Source organism: Amycolatopsis sp. NBC_00438 (genome assembly GCF_036026695.1).
Lineage (GTDB): Bacteria > Actinomycetota > Actinomycetes > Mycobacteriales > Pseudonocardiaceae > Amycolatopsis.
Genome location: NZ_CP107923.1, coordinates 10,295,300 through 10,313,190 on the forward strand (window position 1 = coordinate 10,295,300; position 17,891 = coordinate 10,313,190).

26 protein-coding genes are annotated in these 17,891 nt (G+C 72.5%); 13 read left to right on the forward strand and 13 right to left on the reverse strand.

Annotation, left to right across the window (positions count from 1 at the left end):
* Positions 1-10 precede the first annotated feature (10 nt).
* From OG494_RS47685 to OG494_RS47700, 4 genes are read right to left on the reverse strand one after another with little or no spacing between them, the layout of a single operon-like run.
* Positions 11-574 (reverse strand): TetR/AcrR family transcriptional regulator, encoded by a 564-nt coding sequence (locus OG494_RS47685; RefSeq protein WP_328450391.1) that lies wholly within the window; start codon positions 572-574, stop codon positions 11-13.
* A 41-nt stretch (positions 575-615) separates the two neighbouring features.
* Positions 616-813 (reverse strand): ferredoxin, encoded by a 198-nt coding sequence (locus tag OG494_RS47690; protein ID WP_328450393.1) that lies wholly within the window; start codon positions 811-813, stop codon positions 616-618.
* A gap of 10 nt (positions 814-823) precedes the next feature.
* A complete protein-coding gene (locus OG494_RS47695) occupies positions 824-2,038 on the reverse strand; it encodes a cytochrome P450 (RefSeq protein ID WP_328450395.1) in 1,215 nt (404 codons plus the stop codon).
* Positions 2,035-2,538 (reverse strand): PadR family transcriptional regulator, encoded by a 504-nt coding sequence (locus tag OG494_RS47700; RefSeq protein WP_328450397.1) that lies wholly within the window; start codon positions 2,536-2,538, stop codon positions 2,035-2,037. Before OG494_RS47700 ends, OG494_RS47695 begins: the two co-directional genes overlap by 4 nt.
* 348 nt (positions 2,539-2,886) lie before the next feature.
* Between OG494_RS47700 and OG494_RS47705 the strand changes: the two genes are divergently transcribed.
* Positions 2,887-4,077: a cytochrome P450 gene (locus OG494_RS47705; RefSeq protein WP_328450399.1), complete on the forward strand. Its 1,191-nt coding sequence runs from the start codon at positions 2,887-2,889 to the stop codon at positions 4,075-4,077.
* Positions 4,078-4,091: 14 nt separating this feature from the next.
* Positions 4,092-4,307, forward strand: a complete 216-nt coding sequence (locus OG494_RS47710; protein ID WP_328450401.1) for a ferredoxin — start codon at positions 4,092-4,094, stop codon at positions 4,305-4,307.
* Here OG494_RS47710 and mtnA read toward each other — a convergent pair.
* Positions 4,304-5,269 carry an S-methyl-5-thioribose-1-phosphate isomerase gene (mtnA, locus tag OG494_RS47715; protein WP_328450403.1) on the reverse strand — a complete coding sequence of 322 codons (966 nt, stop codon included), beginning with the start codon at positions 5,267-5,269 and terminating at the stop codon, positions 4,304-4,306. The two genes, OG494_RS47710 and mtnA, sit on opposite strands and share 4 nt — an antisense overlap.
* 44 nt (positions 5,270-5,313) lie before the next feature.
* Here mtnA and OG494_RS47720 point away from each other — a divergent pair, with 44 nt between their 5' ends.
* Positions 5,314-5,712 (forward strand): RidA family protein, encoded by a 399-nt coding sequence (locus OG494_RS47720; protein ID WP_328450405.1) that lies wholly within the window; start codon positions 5,314-5,316, stop codon positions 5,710-5,712.
* A 61-nt stretch (positions 5,713-5,773) separates the two neighbouring features.
* Here OG494_RS47720 and OG494_RS47725 read toward each other — a convergent pair whose 3' ends face one another.
* Complete coding sequence (locus OG494_RS47725; protein WP_328450407.1) at positions 5,774-6,568, reverse strand: PIG-L family deacetylase; 795 nt, start codon at positions 6,566-6,568, stop codon at positions 5,774-5,776.
* A 71-nt stretch (positions 6,569-6,639) separates the two neighbouring features.
* Here OG494_RS47725 and OG494_RS47730 point away from each other — a divergent pair, with 71 nt between their 5' ends.
* Positions 6,640-7,125, forward strand: coding sequence for a DinB family protein (locus OG494_RS47730; protein WP_328450409.1), 486 nt, complete (start codon positions 6,640-6,642; stop codon positions 7,123-7,125).
* A 46-nt stretch (positions 7,126-7,171) separates the two neighbouring features.
* On the opposite strand, the gene OG494_RS47735 is transcribed toward OG494_RS47730, so the two are convergent.
* The gene (locus OG494_RS47735; RefSeq protein WP_328450411.1) at positions 7,172-7,972 is read right to left on the reverse strand and encodes an Fpg/Nei family DNA glycosylase; all 801 of its coding nucleotides are present in this window, start codon (positions 7,970-7,972) and stop codon (positions 7,172-7,174) included.
* A 20-nt stretch (positions 7,973-7,992) separates the two neighbouring features.
* Positions 7,993-8,634, reverse strand: coding sequence for a TetR/AcrR family transcriptional regulator (locus tag OG494_RS47740; protein ID WP_328450413.1), 642 nt, complete (start codon positions 8,632-8,634; stop codon positions 7,993-7,995).
* Between the two features lie 74 nt (positions 8,635-8,708).
* Between OG494_RS47740 and OG494_RS47745 the strand changes: the two genes are divergently transcribed.
* The 5 genes from OG494_RS47745 to infA all read left to right on the forward strand — a co-directional run bounded on the left by OG494_RS47745 (position 8,709) and on the right by infA (position 12,333).
* On the forward strand, positions 8,709-9,566 hold the full coding sequence (locus OG494_RS47745) for an NmrA family NAD(P)-binding protein (protein WP_328450415.1): 858 nt from the start codon (positions 8,709-8,711) through the stop codon (positions 9,564-9,566).
* A 30-nt stretch (positions 9,567-9,596) separates the two neighbouring features.
* Complete coding sequence (locus tag OG494_RS47750; RefSeq protein WP_328450417.1) at positions 9,597-10,481, forward strand: hypothetical protein; 885 nt, start codon at positions 9,597-9,599, stop codon at positions 10,479-10,481.
* A 153-nt stretch (positions 10,482-10,634) separates the two neighbouring features.
* Complete coding sequence (locus OG494_RS47755) at positions 10,635-11,369, forward strand: alpha/beta hydrolase (protein WP_328450419.1); 735 nt, start codon at positions 10,635-10,637, stop codon at positions 11,367-11,369.
* The gene (locus tag OG494_RS47760; protein WP_328450421.1) at positions 11,366-12,112 is read left to right on the forward strand and encodes a GNAT family N-acetyltransferase; all 747 of its coding nucleotides are present in this window, start codon (positions 11,366-11,368) and stop codon (positions 12,110-12,112) included. Before OG494_RS47755 ends, OG494_RS47760 begins: the two co-directional genes overlap by 4 nt.
* Complete coding sequence (gene infA, locus OG494_RS47765) at positions 12,112-12,333, forward strand: translation initiation factor IF-1 (RefSeq protein ID WP_305879353.1); 222 nt, start codon at positions 12,112-12,114, stop codon at positions 12,331-12,333. Before OG494_RS47760 ends, infA begins: the two co-directional genes overlap by 1 nt.
* On the opposite strand, the gene OG494_RS47770 is transcribed toward infA, so the two are convergent.
* On the reverse strand, positions 12,296-13,255 hold the full coding sequence (locus OG494_RS47770) for a GlxA family transcriptional regulator (RefSeq protein ID WP_328450423.1): 960 nt from the start codon (positions 13,253-13,255) through the stop codon (positions 12,296-12,298). The genes infA and OG494_RS47770 overlap by 38 nt on opposite strands.
* 72 nt (positions 13,256-13,327) lie before the next feature.
* Between OG494_RS47770 and OG494_RS47775 the strand changes: the two genes are divergently transcribed.
* Positions 13,328-13,663: a cupin domain-containing protein gene (locus OG494_RS47775; RefSeq protein WP_328450425.1), complete on the forward strand. Its 336-nt coding sequence runs from the start codon at positions 13,328-13,330 to the stop codon at positions 13,661-13,663.
* On the opposite strand, the gene OG494_RS47780 is transcribed toward OG494_RS47775, so the two are convergent.
* Positions 13,648-13,773 carry a hypothetical protein gene (locus OG494_RS47780; RefSeq protein WP_328450427.1) on the reverse strand — a complete coding sequence of 42 codons (126 nt, stop codon included), beginning with the start codon at positions 13,771-13,773 and terminating at the stop codon, positions 13,648-13,650. The two genes, OG494_RS47775 and OG494_RS47780, sit on opposite strands and share 16 nt — an antisense overlap.
* Positions 13,773-14,393, reverse strand: coding sequence for a glyoxalase (locus OG494_RS47785; protein ID WP_328450429.1), 621 nt, complete (start codon positions 14,391-14,393; stop codon positions 13,773-13,775). The genes OG494_RS47780 and OG494_RS47785 overlap by 1 nt, the downstream gene beginning before the upstream one ends.
* An 86-nt stretch (positions 14,394-14,479) precedes the next feature.
* On the opposite strand from OG494_RS47785, the gene OG494_RS47790 reads away from it, so the two are divergent.
* Genes OG494_RS47790 through OG494_RS47800 form a run of 3 tightly spaced genes read left to right on the forward strand, consistent with a single transcriptional unit; the run spans position 14,480 to position 16,683 of the window.
* The gene (locus OG494_RS47790) at positions 14,480-15,292 is read left to right on the forward strand and encodes an oxidoreductase (protein ID WP_328450431.1); all 813 of its coding nucleotides are present in this window, start codon (positions 14,480-14,482) and stop codon (positions 15,290-15,292) included.
* A 36-nt stretch (positions 15,293-15,328) separates the two neighbouring features.
* Positions 15,329-16,036 carry a hypothetical protein gene (locus OG494_RS47795; protein WP_328450433.1) on the forward strand — a complete coding sequence of 236 codons (708 nt, stop codon included), beginning with the start codon at positions 15,329-15,331 and terminating at the stop codon, positions 16,034-16,036.
* Positions 16,033-16,683: a Fic family protein gene (locus tag OG494_RS47800; RefSeq protein ID WP_328450435.1), complete on the forward strand. Its 651-nt coding sequence runs from the start codon at positions 16,033-16,035 to the stop codon at positions 16,681-16,683. The genes OG494_RS47795 and OG494_RS47800 overlap by 4 nt, the downstream gene beginning before the upstream one ends.
* On the opposite strand, the gene OG494_RS47805 is transcribed toward OG494_RS47800, so the two are convergent.
* Both OG494_RS47805 and OG494_RS47810 read right to left on the reverse strand, forming a co-directional pair.
* Positions 16,667-17,128, reverse strand: a complete 462-nt coding sequence (locus tag OG494_RS47805; protein ID WP_328450437.1) for a phage tail protein — start codon at positions 17,126-17,128, stop codon at positions 16,667-16,669. The two genes, OG494_RS47800 and OG494_RS47805, sit on opposite strands and share 17 nt — an antisense overlap.
* An 81-nt stretch (positions 17,129-17,209) precedes the next feature.
* On the reverse strand, positions 17,210-17,887 hold the full coding sequence (locus OG494_RS47810; RefSeq protein WP_328450439.1) for a dienelactone hydrolase family protein: 678 nt from the start codon (positions 17,885-17,887) through the stop codon (positions 17,210-17,212).
* Between the last annotated feature and the right edge of the window lie 4 nt (positions 17,888-17,891).

Consider the following 17,891-nt stretch of genomic DNA (forward strand, 5'->3'; position numbering starts at 1 on the left):
GGTTCGAGCGTTATTCGGTGCGCTCCAGCAAGGTCCGGGTGGCGGCGAGCACGAGCCGGCAGATGGTGTCCGGGTCGGCGCTGGCCAGTGGTTCCTTCGCGGTGACCTCGCGGACCAGCCCGATGCCCAGCAGCCAGGCGAGCGCGAGGTCGGCGCGCAGCTCGGCGTCCGGTGCGTCGGTCAGGCCGGCGAGCGTGCCGGCGTACTCGCGGCCCAGCTCCTGCCGCATCGCCGCGGCGGCGCTGTCGCTGCCCGGTGACCGCAGGTACGTCTCGAGCGTCCGGTTCCGCTCGCCGCCGGGTTCCAGCATGCTGCGCAAGGTCGCGCTGAACAGCCGTTCCGGCGAGTTCGAGGCGATCTGCTCACGCGTGTTCCGCGCGATGACCGCCTCGAACAGCGCTTCTTTACTGCCGAAGTAGCGGAAGAGCAGCGACTGGTTGGCGCCCGCTTCCTTCGCGATGTCCCGCACCGTGGTCCGGTCGAACCCGCGCTCGGCGAACAGCTTCGCGGCGGCGTCGAGCAGCGCCAGGCGCGTCGCGGCGGCGTCCCGCTTCCGGCCCGGCTGTTCGGTCACCGCTGAAGGTTAACCGGCAAACCGGACGCGGGTGCGGTCGGTCAGGCCTCGACGAGCCGGATCGCCGCGGCCGGGCAGGTCAGCTCGGCCTGCCGCGCCGCGTCCCGCTCACCGGCCGGCGGCTCGTCGGCGAGGAGGACCACCGTGCCGTCGTCTTCGTTCTGGTCGAACGTCTCCGGCGCCAGCAGCACGCACTGGCCCGAGGAGACGCACTTGCCGGTGTCGACGCTGATCTTCACGGGACGCTCCTCACCAGGTGACGGGGACGCGGTCGACGCCGCCCGCGACGCGGTTCACGCGGACGGCGATGTCGTCGAGGCCGACGGCGAGGCGCATCTCCGGGAAAGCGCGGAACAGAGCGGGGAAGACCGTCCGCAGCTCGGTGCGGGCCAGGTTCGCGCCGATGCAGACGTGCGCGCCGGTGCCGAAGGCGAGGTGGACGTTCGGGGTGCGGCCCGGGTCGAACTCGTCCGGGTCGGCGAACGCCGCGGCGTCGCGGTTGGCGGCGTCGCTGGAGATGAGCACGGCGTCGCCGCGCATGATCCGGGTCCCGGCGACCTCGACGTCCTCGTGCGCGTAGCGCAGCAGGCCGGTGCCGCTGGTCGCCGTCATCCGCAGGATCTCCTCGACGGTCTGGTTCACCTCGCCCTCGGGGTCGGCGGCGAAGCGGTCGCGGCGGGCGGTGTCGGTGAGCAGGAACAGCACGCCCATCGCGATCCGGGTGGACGTCGTCTCGTGGCCGGCGAACAGCAGCCCGGCGCCCATGCGCGCGAGGTCGTCGTCGGTGAAGGCCGGGTCGTCGGCCTGGACCGCGACCATGTCGGAGATGACGTCGGCCTGCGGGTTCGCGCGCTTGGTGTCGGCCAGGCCGGTCATGTAGGCCTTGAACTCGGTCATCGCGGCCTGCGCGTCGGCGCCGCCGTCCATCACCGCGATCCGCTCCGACAGGTTCCGGAAGTGCTCGCGGTCGTCGAACGGGACACCGAGCAGTTCGCAGATCACCAGCACCGGCAAGGGAAAGGCGAGCAGCTCGGTCAGGTTGACCGGCTCGCCGGGGTGGGCGTCGTGCGCCGCCCGCATGTCGTCGAGGCAGCGGGTGGTCAGCTCCTCGATCCGGTCGCCGAGGGCGCGCATCCGCGGCGCGGAGAACGCGGGCGCCAGCATCCGGCGCATCCGCTTGTGCTCCTGCTCCTCGGTGTCGAAGTCGCCGCTCGGGCCGTCCTGGATCGCGGCGTGGGAGATGCGCGACGCCTGCTCCGGCGCGGGGTGCGAGCGGCCGAAACGCTTGTCGCGGAAGATCTCCTTGGCCTCCTCGAACGACGTCACCAGCCACGCCGGGTCGCCGGCGGGGGTGAGCACCCGGCTGACCGGGGCCTGCCGCCGGAGCGCTTCGTAGTCCGGCGCGATCGCGAGCGCGTCGGCGCGGGCGAAGGGCAGCCGAGGGGTCTCTTCGGTGGTGGTCATGAAACCGCTCCTCGTTTCAGTTCGGCGAGCCAGGCGCGTTCGGTGTCGAACTGCTCGCAGACGTGCTGCATGGTGGCGCGGCTCCACGGATCGGCCTGCTCGGCGAGCAGCCGGGTCAGCCGGTCGCGCTCGGCCGCGAGCCCGCGGTCGCGCACGTCGATGACGCGTATCCGCTCGTCTTCGCGCAGCCAGCCGAAGTTCCCCACTCTGGCGAGGAACTCGGCTTCGTTGAGCGCGAGGTCGTCCGGGAAGTCGGCGAGCATGTCGTGCAGCAGCTCCCGCCCGACGTCGGTGACGGTGTAGACGTGCCGCGGCGGTTTGGCCTCCTGTTCCTCCGCGCTCCGGCTCACCGCGCCGGCGTCGACGAAGCGCCGCAACGTCGGGTACAGCGAGTTGTTCGACAAGGTGTGGCCGGTCGAGGCCTCCACGGCCTTGCGCAGCTCGTAACCGTGCATCGGCTCGCGGGCCAGCCTCGACAGCAGCAGGATCTCTATCCACACCTAGGTCACCGTAACCTAGGTTTCCGTGACTCGGCAATGGCGCATGGTGACAACCGGCCGGAAACTTTCCGCCGGAAGGTGGACAAAAACTGGTCGATAACCGCGCAGGCCTGGGGCAACGGCCGCGCGCACGGCATCGTCGGGTGGCCGCCCGCTTCGGGGGAGGGCGTGGGCGGCGTTCGGCGCCGCCTCGGGAGCCGGCCTCGCGGCCGCTTCCGAGGCGTTCGCCGGTGTCCGCCGATCGCACGGTGGTGTACGCAGCGTGGCCGCGAGAGTGCTCGACGTGAGACTCGATGCTGTGTAGCGTTTGCAAGCAGGTGCTTACAAACGAGACACGGGGGTTCCCGGATGACCACCACGCACACCGAGCCGCTCGCGTACCCGTTCAACGAGGAGGCGGGGCTCGACCTGAACGAGGCCTACTCGGCCGCTCGCGAGGCGGCCGGCCTGGTGCGGGTCAAGATGACCTACGGCGAGCCCGCCTGGCTGGCCACGCGTTACGCCGACGCCCGGTTCGTGCTCGGTGACCGCCGCTTCTCCCGGGCGATGGAGAAGGAGAAGGACGCGCCGCGGCGCTCGCCCGTGCAGCGGGACGGCGGCATCCTGCAGATGGACCCGCCCGACCACACGCGGCTGCGGACGCTCGTCGCGAAGGCGTTCACCATGCGCCGCGTCGAGCTGCTCCGGCCGCGCGTCACCCGGCTCGCGGCCGAGCTGATCGCCGACATGAAGGCCGCCGGGACGACCGCGGACCTCGTCGACGCCTACGCGCTGCCGATCCCGGTCGCCGTGATCTGCGAGCTGCTCGGCGTCCCGGTCGCGGACCGGCCGAAGTTCCGCGTCTGGAGCGACGCGGCCCTGTCCACCAGCGGCCTGACGCCCGAGGAGTTCGAGCGCAACCGCGAGGAGCTGCGCGACTACATGCGCGGCCTGATCGCCGAACACCGCTCGGCGCCGCGGGACGACCTGATGACGGCGTTGATCGAGGCCCGCGACACGCGCGACCGGCTGACCGAGCTGGAGCTGGTCGACCTGTGCGTCGGCATCCTCGTCGCCGGCCACGAGACCACCGCGAGCCAGATCCCCAACTTCGTCTACGCGCTGCTCGACCAGCCCGGGCAGTGGGCGCGCCTGCGGGAGGACCCGGACCTGATCCCGGCCGCGGTCGAGGAGCTGCTGCGCTTCGTGCCACTGGGCGCCGGTGCCGGCTTCGCGCGGTACGCCACCGAGGACATCGAGGTCGGCGGGGTGCTCGTGCGGGCGGGCGAGCCGGTGCTGGTGGCCGTCGGCGCGGCCAACCGCGACCGGCTGCGGTTCGACGACGCGGACGGACTGCGCTTCGACCGCGAGGACAACCACCACCTGGGCTTCGGCCACGGCGTCCACCACTGCCTCGGCGCGCCGCTCGCCCGCCTCGAACTGCAGGAGGCGCTGCGCGCGTTGGTCACCGAGCTGCCCGGGCTGCACCTCGCGGGCGATATCGTGTGGAAGACGCAGATGCTCGTCCGCGGACCGCGGTCGATGCCGATCGGCTGGTGATTCGGAAGGTGACCATGAGCTGGCACGTTGAGGTCGACGAACACACCTGCATCGGCTCGGGGATGTGCGCGTCCCTGATGCCCGAGGTGTTCGCGCTGGACGGTGCCGTCGCGCGCACGGTCACCGAGGAGGTCGACGGGGACGAGACGGTGCTCGACGCCGCCGACTCGTGCCCGGCGATGGCGATCCTGGTGACCGACGGCGGCCGCGAGATCGGCCCGCGCCCCTAAGGGACGTAGCGGCCGTTTTCGGTGACCACGGCCGTGATCAGCGCCGCCGGGGTGACGTCGAACGCGGGGTTGAACACCTCCGCGCCCGGCGGCGTGATGCCGATCCCGGCGTATTCGGTGAGCTCGCGGGCGTCCCGTTCTTCGATGGTGACGCCCGTGCCGTCCGCGAGTGAACTGTCCACTGTGGACGACGGCGCGACGACGACGAACGGCACCCCGTGGTGCGCGGCGGCGATGGCCAGGCCGTAGGTGCCGATCTTGTTGGCCACGTCGCCGTTGGCGGCGATCCGGTCGGCGCCCACGAGCACGCAGTCGACCATCCCGCGGGCCATCGCCGCGGCGGCCGCGCCGTCCGGCTGGACGCGGTAGGGCACGCCGGCCTGCGCCAGCTCCCACGCCGTCAGCCGGGCGCCCTGCAGCAGCGGGCGCGTCTCGTCGACGAGCACCTCCTCGACGAGGCCGCGCTCGTGCAGGTGCCAGACGACGCCGAGCGCGCTGCCCCACCCGACGGTGGCGAGCCGGCCCGCGTTGCAGTGGCTGAGCAGCCGCAACGGCCGGCGCGGGCACTCCGCCAGCACGATCCCGGCGGCGTGCGCGGACGCCGACTTGTTGAGTTGTTCGTCTTCGGTCAGCACGGCCTGCGCTTCGGCGAGGACGGCGTCGGCGCCCTGGCCGAGCTTCGTCAGCGCGCGTTCCACCCCCCAGCGCAGGTTGACGGCTGTGGGGCGGGCGGCCGCGATCAGTTCGGCGTCGGCCCGGACGTCCCCGCCGAGCCGGGCCGCCAGCGCGACGCCGAGCGCGCCGGCACCGCCGAGCGCGGGCGCGCCGCGGACGGCGAGGCGCTGGATCGCGTCGACGAGCTCGCCGACCGTCCGCAGCGCCAGCAGGCGGTAGTCGCCGGGCAGCGCGGTCTGGTCGATGATGACGATCGCGCCGTCCGCCCAGTCGATGGTCCTGCGCACGCGCCCTCCCGAAATCCGGTTGCCCGCCCCGTGATGATGCGGTGGTGACCATTCAACGGCAGAACCCGCCCGGCCTGCACCCGACGCCGGGGTACCACCACGTGACCGTGGCGCCGGCGGGCCGCACGGTGTACCTGGCGGGCCAGTGCCCCCTGGCCGCGGACGGCAAGGTCGTCGACGGCGACGTCCTCGCCCAGACCGACCAGGTGATCGCCAACACGGCGGCCGCGCTGGCGTTCGCGGGCGCGACCCCGCAGGACGTGGTCCGCACGGTGATCTACGTGGTGACCACCGATCGTCCGACGCTGTCGGCGGTCTGGGACCGCCTGAACGAGTCCGGGATCGGCGCGGCGTTCACGACCGCGAGCACGCTGCTCGGTGTCGCGCAGCTCGGGTACACCGACCAGCTGGTGGAGCTGGACGTGACGGCCGCGCTCGCCTGAGCCGCGGCCCGGACCGGCTCGGCGGAACCGGCCGGCTCGGCAATTCCCGGCCCTGCCGGGGTCAGAGTCCGGCCATCAGGTCCGTCTCCGTGATGCCCGGCCCCTGGCCCGCCCGGATGTACCACTCCGTGCCGAACGCGAAGGCGAAGGCGTCGTCCGGCATGGCCAGCATGAACGTGTCCTCGCTGATCTGGCTCGGGTGGGCGCGCATCGCCGCGCGCTTGACGTCGACGTACTTCGTGACGTCCACCGCGGCCGTGATCTCGGCTTCCGGCTTGCCGAACTCGACGTTCTCCGGCGGGTTCGGCCGCGCCTCGGGCGGCATCAGGCCTTGCTCGACCGCCGCGTCGAAGCCGCGCTGCATGAACTCGCGGTTGAACGTCGCCTGGAAGACGCGCGCGGTGCCGGCCAGCTCGGCCGCGCGGACGCCGACGCGGTGGACCTGGATGTGGTCGGGGTGACCGTAGTCGCCGTTGTCGTCGTAGACCGTCAGCACGCTCGCCGACTCCTCGCGCAGGATCGCCGCGAGCTGGGCGGCGGCCGCTTCGACGTCGGCCTGCCAGAAGCACGCCGGGTCGTCGTTCGTCGCCTCGCCCATCATCCCGGAGTCGCGGTAGCCGAGGAACTCGACGCGCTCGACGCCGAGGATCTTCGCGGCCGCGTGGGCCTCTTGGACGCGGCGGTCCTCGAGTTTTTCGCCCTCGGCGAGAAAGCCGTCGGGTACCTCGCCGACCTCGCCGCGCGTCGCGACGACCAGCACGACCCGATGCCCGTCTTCGACGGCCTTCCGCATGACGCCCGCGGTCCGGAGGCATTCGTCGTCCGGGTGGGCGTGGAAGGTGACCAGTGTTGCCATGGATCCGACGCTACCGGCAACCTCCGACAAATTCCGGTCGCCCTCGTGCGGAGTCGCTAGGGTCCGCGGTCGTGGACGGTGAGAAGCGCATGCTGCTGAGGTACCTGCACGCCCAGCGGGCCGCCGTCCTGGCGATCCTCGAAGAACTGGGGGAGCCGGCGCTGACGACGCCGCTCCTGCCGTCCGGCTGGACGCCGCTGGGCATGGTGGAGCACCTCGGGTACGCCGAGCGGTACTGGTTCCAGGAGATCGTCACCGGCACCGCCGGTCTCCTCGCCTGGCCGGACGACGACCACGCGCCGCTGACCACCCCGCGCTCCCCGGACGTCGTTTTCGCCTTTTACCGCGAACAATGCCGCCGCTCCGACGAGATCTTCGCCGCGACGCCGCTCGCCACGCCGCCGGCAGGCCGTCATCCCGGCCCGCCCGAGGAGGAGGAGGTCGCCGATCTGCGCGGGGTGGTGCTGCACATGATCGAGGAGACGGCGCGGCACGCGGGTCAGCTGGACGTCGTGCGCGAGCTGCTCGACGGCCGCACCGGCCTCGGGCCGCGCTAGGCACCGCTCGCGGCCTTCGCGCCCGGATCACGAAGCCCGGCAGCGCCTAGTCCAGCTGTTCCTTCGAACACCACCAGGTCGACCGGCCGCCGACCGTGCCGTGCGCCATCTCCGCCCCGCAGCGCGGGCAGTGGTCGCCGGCTCGGCGGTGTCCGATGATCTCGCCGGTGTGCACCCCGCCGTGCTTGATCGCGGCGCGCAACGCTTTCCTGAGTGCTTTGTGGAGCTCGGTGAGCTCGTCGCCGGTCAGGCCGTCCACGGGCCGCGACGGGCTCAGCGCGGCCTGCCACAGGGTTTCGTCGGCCAGCAGGTTGCCGATCCCGGCGACCACGGACTGGTCCAGCAGCCGCGCCTTCAGCGGGGCCCGGCCGCGGCCGACGCGCTCGCGGAAGCCGGCTCGCGAGATCTCCCCGGCGTCGGGGCCCAGCGCGTCCAGGTCGGGGTCGAGGCGCACCCGGCTCAGCCGCCGCGTGTCGAACAGGAGCAGCTGTTCGCCGTCGGCGAAGGTGATCCCGAACCGGAACCACTCGGGTTTCTCCGCGCGGTGGCGGAACTGTTCCGGGCCGAGTGGCCCGCGTTCGCCGCCGAGCCGCAGCTGGCCGGCCATCCCCAGGTGCAGGCCGAGGTTCGGGCCGGGTTTCCCGTCGCCGCCCTCGGTTTCGCACCACAGCGTCTTGCCCCGCCGGTGCGCGGCGGTCAGCCGCCCGCCGGTCAGCGCGGCGGCGATGTCGCCCGGCGCGTGCGGCCGGCAGACCCAGTCGTCGCGGTCGTCGACGTCGCGGATCTTGCGGCCGAGCGCGCCGGAGAGGACCTGACGGGCGAGCTCGACTTCGGGGAGTTCCGGCACGTCACCCAGTCTGCCCCAGCTCAGCCCGCCCGGCCGAGCCACTCGTCGAGCAGGGCGCGTTCGGCGGTGGTCAGCTTCGACAGTCCCGGCACGACGGCGTCGGGCGCCGGCGCGTCGGTGAGGATCGCGTGCAGCACGGCCTGGTACATCGTGTCGGCGAGGCCGGTCTCCCGGTCGTCCGGTGGCACGGCCAGCAGGGTGAGCACGGCGCCGGTGCCGGCGGCGTGGATCACCTCGACGGCGCGGCGTTCGGTGACCCGCAGGCGCCCGGTCGCCGCGACGCGGTGGACGCGGGCGCGCAGGACCGCCAGCCCGGCCGCCGCGGCGCCGCCGGACGTCCGGCGCGGGTCGATCAGCAGGCCGAACAAGGTGGCGTTGGCGAGGCCGAAGGCGATGTGCGCGTCCCACCCGGCGCGCAGGTCGGCCACCGGATCGGCCGTCTTGTCGACGGCCTTCCCGGCGACGTAGGTGCTGAACACGTGCTCGGCGACCACGTCGAGCAGGGCGTCCTTGTCCGCGAAGAACCGGTAGAGGGCCGGCGGCTGCAGGCCGGCCGCCTGCGCGACGGCGCGGATCGTGACCGCGGCCACACCCTGCTCCCGCAGCAGCCGCCCCGCGACCTCGACGATGTTCGTGCGCGTCTCGTCCCGGACCGTCTTCATGTTTTCAATGATAACGCATCTGTGGTATCCATGATGCTAACGTCGTTACTATCAACGTTAGTGAGAGGTGGGCCATGATCGTCATCACCGGTGGGACCGGCAAGCTCGGCTCCCGGATCGTCGGCCGGCTGCGCGAGCTCGTCCCGGCCGAGCAGATCGGCGTCAGCGTCCGCGACGTCGACCGCGCCGGAAACCTCGGCGTGCGCGTGCGGCGCGGCGACTTCGGCGACCCGCAGTCGCTCGCCGAGGCCTTCGAGGGCGCCACGCAGGTGCTCATCGTCTCGGCGAACGAGACGGGCGGGAAAGCGGTGGAGAGCCACCGGACGGCGATCGAGGCCGCTTCGGCCGCGGGCGCCGGGCGTGTCCTCTACACGAGCCACCAGGGCGCGGCCGAGGATTCGCTGTTCGCGCCGATGCCCGACCACGCCGCGACCGAGGCGTACCTCGCGAAAACGGGCACGCCGTTCACGGTGCTGCGCAACGGGTTCTACGCGAGCACAGTGCCCCAGCTGCTCGGCGCGGCACTGGAAACCGGCGAACTCGTCGCCCCGGCGGACGGCCCGGTGTCCTGGACCGCCCACGCCGACCTGGCCGAAGCGGCGGCGATCATCCTGGCGTCCGGCAGCTCTTTCGAGGGCCCGACACCGCCGCTGACCGCACCGGTCGCGCTGGACCTCACGGACGTCGCGCGGATCCTCTCGGAACTGACGGGCCGCACGATCCGCCGAGTCGTCGCGGACGACGAGGACTGGGTGCGATCGCTGACCGGCCACGGCGTCCCGGCCCCCCGGGCGGAGATGCTGCTGGGCATGTTCCACGCGTCGCGGCGCGGCGAGTTCGCGGCGGTGGACCCGGAACTGGAGCGGCTGCTCGGCCGCCCGGCGACGTCGATGCGCTCGGTGCTGGCGGAGGCCATCGCCGGGTCGGCGTAACAAAGGGACGGCCGGCGCGACCCCTGGGGCATGACGGCGTTCGTGCAGTTCCCCCACCCCGGAGCGGAACATCGCCCGGAGAGCGACGACATGCCCTGGAACGTCGGCCCTCACGGGCGCAAGTTCCTCATTGCCGACGGTCGTTACGTCGACTCCGGCGACCGTCTCCAGGAGGGTGAGGTGGTCTTCTGGGGTGAGTGGGAGCCGCCGTCGCACGTGGAGCGTCGTTGGGCGAAAGAAGGTCGGCTGCCGCGGGCGCTGCACCGGCCGTACTGGACTCGTGGGGGTGGCCAGAACACCGACCCGTGGGTGTTCGGGGATCGGATGCGCTACAGCAACTGCAAGCAGGTCATCCGGGACGAACGGCGGCCTACCTCCATGCAGACGTTGCCGGCGGGTTCGGTGATCTGCTTCGGATCGAGGCTCGACCACGAGTTCTGCGTGGACACGGTGTTCGTGGTCGCCGAGTCCAAGCCGTGGACGCCGGCACAGGCTGCCGACCTCGACGAGGACGAGGCGTTCACGATCTGCACCGCCGGGACGATGGCCGCCGGAGCCGATGCCCACACGAGGTTCACCCTCTACCGCGCGGCGACGTTCGAGAGCCCCGTCCACGGCATGTACAGCTTCGTGCCGGCCAGACCGGCTGACGGCGAGGGACCACGGTTCGCCCGGCCCGCGCTCCACATGCCTGATCTGATCAACCCGGACAACTGGCAGAGCACCCGCGGTTCGAAGTACCCGCTCGCCGAACCCGACGTGTGGAAGGCCTGGAACACCGTCCGCGAGCAGGTCTTCGCCGCCGACCTGGTGCTGGCCACTCACCTGGGCACTCCCACCTGGTCCGCGAACGCACCGGAATCGGCTGGAGTCCCCACCGGCGGCTGCTCGCCGGTAAAGGAGTTGGACTGCTGAAGCCGGGTTGGTACCGTCGCTCCCGACCGTGTACTGCCTGAGGAGGTGAGCCCTGTGAACGTTATGCCGTGGGTGCTCCCTCCCCGTGTCACGGCCGGGTGGTCGGCGTAGGTGCCGCCGGGAGCGTCCTGACACTCCCGAAAGGCACCACTCATGCACTTCACTTCGGAAACGACGTCTGACGGCGTCCTCGAGCGCGACTTCACCGTGGGCGATGTCCCCGGTGTACTCTGGTCACCCGCCGCGGGTGGCGAGCACCTTCCCCTGGTCCTGATGGGCCACGGCGGCGGTACCCACAAGAAAGCCCCAGCCATGGCGGGCCGGGCCGGGCGGATCGTGGCCGGCTGTGGGTTCGCCGTCGCCGTTCTCGACGCGCCCGGTCACGGTGACCGGCCGCGGACGGCTCACGACGAGCGGGAGATCGCCGTCATGCAGCGCGCGATGGCCTCCGGTGAGCCCGTCGGCCCGATCGTCGTCCGGTACAACGCGCACCTGGCGGAGCAGGCCGTCCCGGAGTGGCGGGCGACGCTCGACGCGCTCCAGGAGGCCGGCTTCGACGGTCCGGCCGGCTACTTCGGCCTCAACATGGGCACCGCGATCGGGGTGCCGCTGACGGCGGCCGAACCCCGGATCGCCGCCGCGGTTTTCGGGCTGTTCTGGCCGGAACCCCTGGCGGAGACGGCGAAGCGCATCACGATCCCGATCGAGTTCGCGCTCCAGTGGGACGACGAGCACATCCCGCGCGAAGCCGGTCTCGCGTTGTTCGACGCCTTCGCGTCGAAGGAGAAAACGTTGCACGCCAACGCGGGCGCGCACAAGGAGCTGCCGCGGTTCGAGGCCGACAGCGCGGTCCGGTTCTTCGCCCGGCACCTCGGCGGTGGCCGATGAACCCTTCGGACACGCACGAGAAAACGGTCATCACCCGGGTCGCGGAACGCCACTGGCACGCCTTGGAAGACGACCTGGTCGTCGGCCGCGGCGAAGCGTCGCGACGGCCGGATGGGCGGGTCTTCCTCAGCGTCGATGCCTGGCACGGCGCGGTATTCGACCACCTCGCCGAGACCATGCTGCGCGATCTGCCGAGGCCGCTCCACACCGTCGTCGACGAGGCCGACCTCGACCTCACCACCGACTGGCTGCGCGCCGGCTTCTCCATCCGCCGTCGCGAATGGGAGTACGTCGTCCCCACCGAAGCCGGCCCGGGGCCGGCGCCGTCCGGCGTGACGATGATCGGAGTCGGCGAGGCGGAGGAAAAGCCGTTGAGGGAGCTGGATCGCGTGATCCGCGACGAGGTCGAGGCCACCGTCGGCTGGCAGGAGATGCCCGCCGAGGTGCGGTCCGCGCTGGACCCGTCGAGGTACGCGGTGGCCGCGCGGGCCGGCGACTACGTGGGCCTGGTCCGGGTGGTGCCGCTCCGGCAGCCGCGGATCGGGCTGATCGCCGTCCGCGCCGACCTGCGACGCCGGGGCGTCGCGCGGGCCCTGCTCGCGTACGCGCTGGGTGCGCTGCACCGCTCCGGCGTCGAAACGGCGTCGGCGGAGGTCAACGAAGCCAACACGGCGGCCACGGCGTTGTTCGAAGGCGCCGGCGCCCGGCGGGCGAGCAGCAACCTCGAGCTGGTGATCCGGTGATGGCGAAGACCGGCAGCATCGAAATCGAGGGCACGGTCGTGGAGTGCCTGCGCAACGCCACGTTCCGGGTCGAGCTGGAAAACGGGCACAAGGTGCTCGCGCACATCAGCGGGAAGATCCGGCGGAACTACATCAAGATCCTGCCCTACGACCGGGTGCTCGTGGAGCTGAGCCCGTACGACCTCAGCCGCGGCCGGATCCTGTTCCGCTACCGGAGCTGAACGCCCGCCGGTAGGCACCCGGGGTGGTGCCGACCTGGGCGCGGAAGCGGCGGCGGAGGTTGACCGCGGAGGCGAGGCCGACGCGCGCCGCGACCGCGTCCACCGGCAGGTCGGTCTCTTCGAGCAGGGTGCGGGCCTCGGCGACCCGGCGCGACAGCAGCCAGGCGCCGGGGCTCGTGCCCAGCCGCTCGGCGAAGCGCCGCGCGAGCGTGCGCGGCGAGACGCTCAGGTGCGCGGCCAGGTCGCCCACGGACAAGGACGTCCCGAGGCGCGCGCCGGCCCATGCGAGGAGGCCGTCCAGCGCGTCCTCCGCGGGTACCGGCGGCGCGTACTGTGCCTGCCCGCCGTCACGGTGTGGCGGCATCACCATGTGCCGCGCGACGAGCGCCGCGTGCGCGGCCCCGTGGTCCTGCCGGACGAGGTGCAGGCACAGGTCGATCCCGGCGCCCGCGCCGGCGCTCGTCGCGACGTCGCCGTGGTCGACGTAGAGCGCGTCGGGCTCGACGCGCACGTCGGGGAACTCCTGCTGCAGCTGGGCGGCGCGCTGCCAGTGCGTCGTGGCCGAACGGCCGTCCAGCAGCCCGGTGCGGGCCAGCGCGAACACGCCGGAGCAGATGGTGACGAGCCGCGCGCCCCGGGCGTGGGCCCGCAGCAGCGCGCGGCGCACGCGGGCGGGCAGCGGCGCTTCGACCGGCGCCCAGCCCGGGATGAGCACGGTGTCCGCGGCCGCGAGCGCCGAGAGACCCAGCGGCACGGACATCGTGTACCCGGCCGTCGTCGGCACCGGGCCGGGTGTCTCGGCGCAGACGTCGAACTCGTAGTGCTGCGGCACGCCGGCCCGGCGCGTGCCGAAGACCTCGGCGGCGCAGCCGAGCTCGAACGTCGACTGCACCGGCCGCACCAGGGCCACCACACGATGCATGGCAGGAAAGTACCCCAGGGTGTCTTTGTCGACACTGTCCCCGCCCGGCCCGGGCGCGGCACGGTGGGGGACATGCACCCCGAGATCCTCGCCCAGCCGGGCTACACCGCAGTCTCCGTCGAGCAAGCCCCGATCCGGGAGCTGTTCCCCGGCATCCGGCACCGTCCGTTGTGGACGGACGCGGGCGGCGCGCACGCCGGGGTGCTGGAGATGGACCCGGGCACGTCGTGGCCGCGCCGCGACGTCCACGAGCCCGGCCCGGAGGAGGTCTACGTCGTCGCGGGCACGTTCGACGACGGCGCCCGCGACTACCCGGCCGGGACGTTCCTGCACGCGCCGGCCGGCTCGTGGCACGTGCCCGCGACGGCCACCGGCTGCACGCTGTTCCTCTTCTACCCGCAGGGTTGAGGATCGAGGCTCTCCCCGGGCGCCGGGACTTCGTCGCCGGCCGGCGGTGCCTCGACGGCGTCGTCCTGGTGCTGCTCGGCGAGCAGGGCGAGCAGGTAGTGGTGGCACATCAGGACTGGGGAACCAGTGCGGCGGCTTCCCAGGTGAAGCCGTCCGGGTCGGTGAGCGGCGCGACGCCGCCGACCACGGCGATCCGGTGCGAGCCCGCGCCCTCGGGCGCGACTCCGGCGTCCTTGGCGAGGGCCTTGCGCCGGTAGAGCCCCAGCTTGACGCCGGTCGTGGCGAACTCGACGTACATCCGGCCGAAGCTCTTCCCGACGGTCAGGCCGTGGTCGGCGTAGAACTTCTTGCTCGCCACGATGTCGCTGACGCCGAGCAGGAGCGCGACGTCGTCGACCTGCTTGGTGGCGGGGCCGGTGTCCTTCTTCGCGGAGGTCGCGACCTTCCAGATGGTGCCGTCCGGGGCCCGGACGACGCCGCCGTAGCCCCACATCGACTTCGCGGTGGGCTTGAGGCTCGTCGCGCCGGCTTCGAGGGCGGCGTCGATCAGGGCGTCGACGTCGGCCGGCTGGGACACGATGAGCGACAGGGTGAACCCGCGGAAGCCGGTGCTGGGCGCCTCGGAGGCCCGCAGGCGAAGGCGGTCGCCCAGCCCGAAGGCGGCGGTGTAGAAGCGTTCGGCGGCCGCGGTGTCGGCCACTTCGAGGGTGATGTTGCTGATGGAGGTCATGGCGGTAACGCTAGGCGCGACCCCGTGACCAGGGCTTCTCGATTCCTGATCGGTTCGGGGCCGGGCCGCGCGTACTGTGACGCCTGTTGCCCGGACCCCGGCCCGAGGAGAGCGTCACCGTGGACCTGAACCTGTCCGGCAAGATCGCCGTCGTCACCGGAGCCAGCAAGGGCATCGGGCTGGCCGTCACCCGCGCGCTGGCCGCCGAGGGTGTCCACGTCGTGGCCGGCGCCCGCACGGTCACGCCCGAACTGGCCGAGCTCACCTCCGTCCGGCCGGTCCAGGGCGACCTCGCCGCCCCGGACGGACCCGCGAAGCTGGTCGACGCCGCGATCAGCGCGTTCGGCGGGCTGGACATCCTGGTCAACAACGTCGGCGGGGTCACCCCGCGCACCGGCGGTTTCCTGTCGGTCACCGACGACGACTGGCTCACGGCGCTGACGATCAACTTCCTCGCCGCGGTCCGCACCACCCGCGCCGCCGTCCCGCACCTGCTCGACCGGGGTGCGGGCAGCATCGTCACGATCGCGTCGGTCAACGCGACGCTGCCGGACCCGCTCGTCATCGACTACAGCGCGGCCAAGGCGGCGTTGCTCAACTTCTGCAAATCGCTGTCGAAAGAGCTGGGACCACAGGGGATCCGCGTCAACACGATCAGCCCCGGCCCGGTCAGCACCGGACTGTGGCTGGGCGACGGCGGTGTCGCGGCGACGGTCGGCCGCGCGAACAGCCTGGATCCGGACGCGGTCGCGAAGCAGGCGGCGGGGGACGCGGTGACGGGCCGGTTCACGCAGCCGGAGGAGGTCGCCGACCTGGTGCTGCTGCTGGCGGGCGGCCGAGCGGCGAACGTGACCGGCACGGACATCGTCATCGACGGCGGGATGACACCGACCCTGTGAGCCCGGCCCGGGGCACGGTCGTGCCATGCTCCGGTGATGATCGACCTCGTCGTGCCGTCCGACTTGTCCTGGGGTGACGTGGATCCCCGGCACCACCCGTTCGACGCCGCGTCCGCGCTCGGCGTGATCAGCGCCCTCGCTCCCGCCGCTCGCGTACCCGCCCGGCCGGTCGGGGCGGCCGCCGATCCCGACGTGATCGCCTGGTCCGGAACCGAAGGCGCCGCCTGGGCGGACGAGCTGACCCGGGCCATGACCGGCCGCTTCGGGCGGTGGGCCGCGGGCTGGCGGTGGGCGCACGACGAGGGGGACATCGGCGGCGGGCCGGTCGCCGCCTGGTGCTGCCCCCGCGACTCGATCACCACCCCGGCCGCCACGCTGGAACGCGTCGCGGCCGCGCTCTGCGAGTGGCGGGGCTGGCTGGAGGAGCTGGCCGGGCGGTTCGACCGGTACCCGCCGGACGCCGTCCCGGCCGAAGAACGCCGACGGGTCCCGGAACGCGCCACCACCGACCTGGTCACCGCCGTCGTCGAGCGGACCGGCGCCGGAGACGCCTGGTACCTGCACTGCAAGCAGGTGCTCACCTGGTTCCTGACCCGCTGGGGTGTGACCGCCGAGACCGCGGAGGCCGAGGTCGAACGCGCGGTCTCCGGCGACTTCGAGAGCTGGACCGCGCCGGACACCGGCCTCGTGGACGAAGTCGCCGGACGGCTCGCGGTGTCGTCCCCGCCCGAGAGCCGGGGATGACCGCTCCCGACCACTTGCGGGTGTGGCTGGACGTCCGCGACGCCACGCCGTGGCACCGGGTCCGCCGCACTCCACCGGAGGCTCAGGCGATCATCCCGCTACGCGACGGGCCGGCCCACGACATCCGCACCCGGGACCACCGCCGCGACCCGGTCCGGGCCGCGCGGCTGCTCGCCGCCCTCGCTCGGGCACGAGCCGACGCCGAATCCGGCGCGGTGCTGGGCTTCGAGGTGCTCGGCGCCTGGCAGCGGTGTGTCCTGGACGTCGCCGAGGCGCCGTTCCGGTCTCGACCGGCTTTCGCCAAGGGCGGCCGTGAACGCTACGGCGCCGGGCCCGGGCTGCGCGACCGGTTCGGACGGTGCCTGGCGCAGGCCCACGACCCGGAGCTGCCTCTTCCCGCCCGCGCCGCACGGCTCTACCTCGACGTCTGCTTCTTCCACCCGTTTGACGACGGCAACGCCCGCTCCGCCTTCCTGGCGCTCACTTTTCTCCTGGCGAGGTCGGGGATCGCGCTCGATCAGGTGGCGCCCGTTCGCAGCCTCCCGCGCCGGGCCGACGACCCCGAAGACGCACTCGCGCTGGCCGACCTGGTGGCCATCCTCATCGCGAACACCGCCCGGCGCGGCCGGGTCAGTACTCCTTCTTGACGACGAAGTAGGAGCCGCGGATGGTGCCGGCCAGTTTCGACTTCTGGCGGGCGAACTTGAACGCGCCGAGTTCCTCGGGGACGTCCATCCCGTCGGAGAGCTTGAACCCGACCGCGCGTTTGCCGTTGTCGTCGATCGTGTACATCACGTTGATCGACAGGCCGCTCTCGTAGAAGACGTAGGCCATGCGGATGTTCTCGACCTGGAACGCGGTCGCCTCGAGCGGGCGGGACGCGATGACGATGCCGCGTTCCTCCTCGAGGATCCGGCTCACCCAGTCGACCACCGACGCGGCGTCGCTCGCGGGCTCGACCGTGAAGACGTGGTCGTACTTGTTCTTGAAGTACCGGGCCTCGTTCGCCCGCAGGCCGGCGAGGGCATCGGCGACCGGCGACGACTCCAGGCCGGCCGTCGATACGGTGGCGAAGTCCACGGCGTGGGGCATGGTGAAACCTCCGGGTGCGTGTCGGGCCGGTGACCTGCCACCGACGGCCGGCCCAGCGTAGGCGCCGGCGGGCGAACCGGCTCAGCTCGGCAGGGTCCGCCGCAGGAACTCCGTCGTCAGGTCCCACGCCCGCGCCGCCGCCTCGGGGTGGTGGAACATCGGGGCCACGTGGTTGTGGAACGCGTGCCCGGCTTCCTCCTGCACGTGGATCTCCGCGCCCGGGTGCGAGGCCACCGCGGCCTCCACCGAGGCCACGTCCGGCCGCGGGATGAACGGGTCCTGCCCGCCGAAGTGGAACTGGACGGGGCAGGTGATCTTCGGCAGCTCCGCCAGCTCGGACGGCACCGTCGAGCCGTAGAACGACACCGCCACGTCCGGGTCGCCCGCGGCCGCCGCCGCGTAGGCCAGCGAGCCGCCGAGGCAGAAGCCCAGCACGCCGGCGCCGCCCGTGACCTCCGGCAGGGCGCGGAGGCGGGCGAGGGTCGCCAGGACGTCCGAGAGGCCCAGCTCCGGGTCGAAAGTGGACGCGACCTGCATCGACGCCGCGACGCCGGCTTCGTCGTGGGCCGACGACCAGCCTGGGGAGGTCCGCCAGAACAGCTCCGGGACCGCCACCACGTACCCCCGGCCGGCCAGGTCCGCCGCCACCGACCGGAGGTAGTCGTCCAGGCCGAAGATCTCCTGGATCAGGACCAGGCCCGGGCCGCGGCCGGAAGGGGGCCGCCACAGCGGCGCGTCGGGGCGGGAAAGACCGTTCATGACG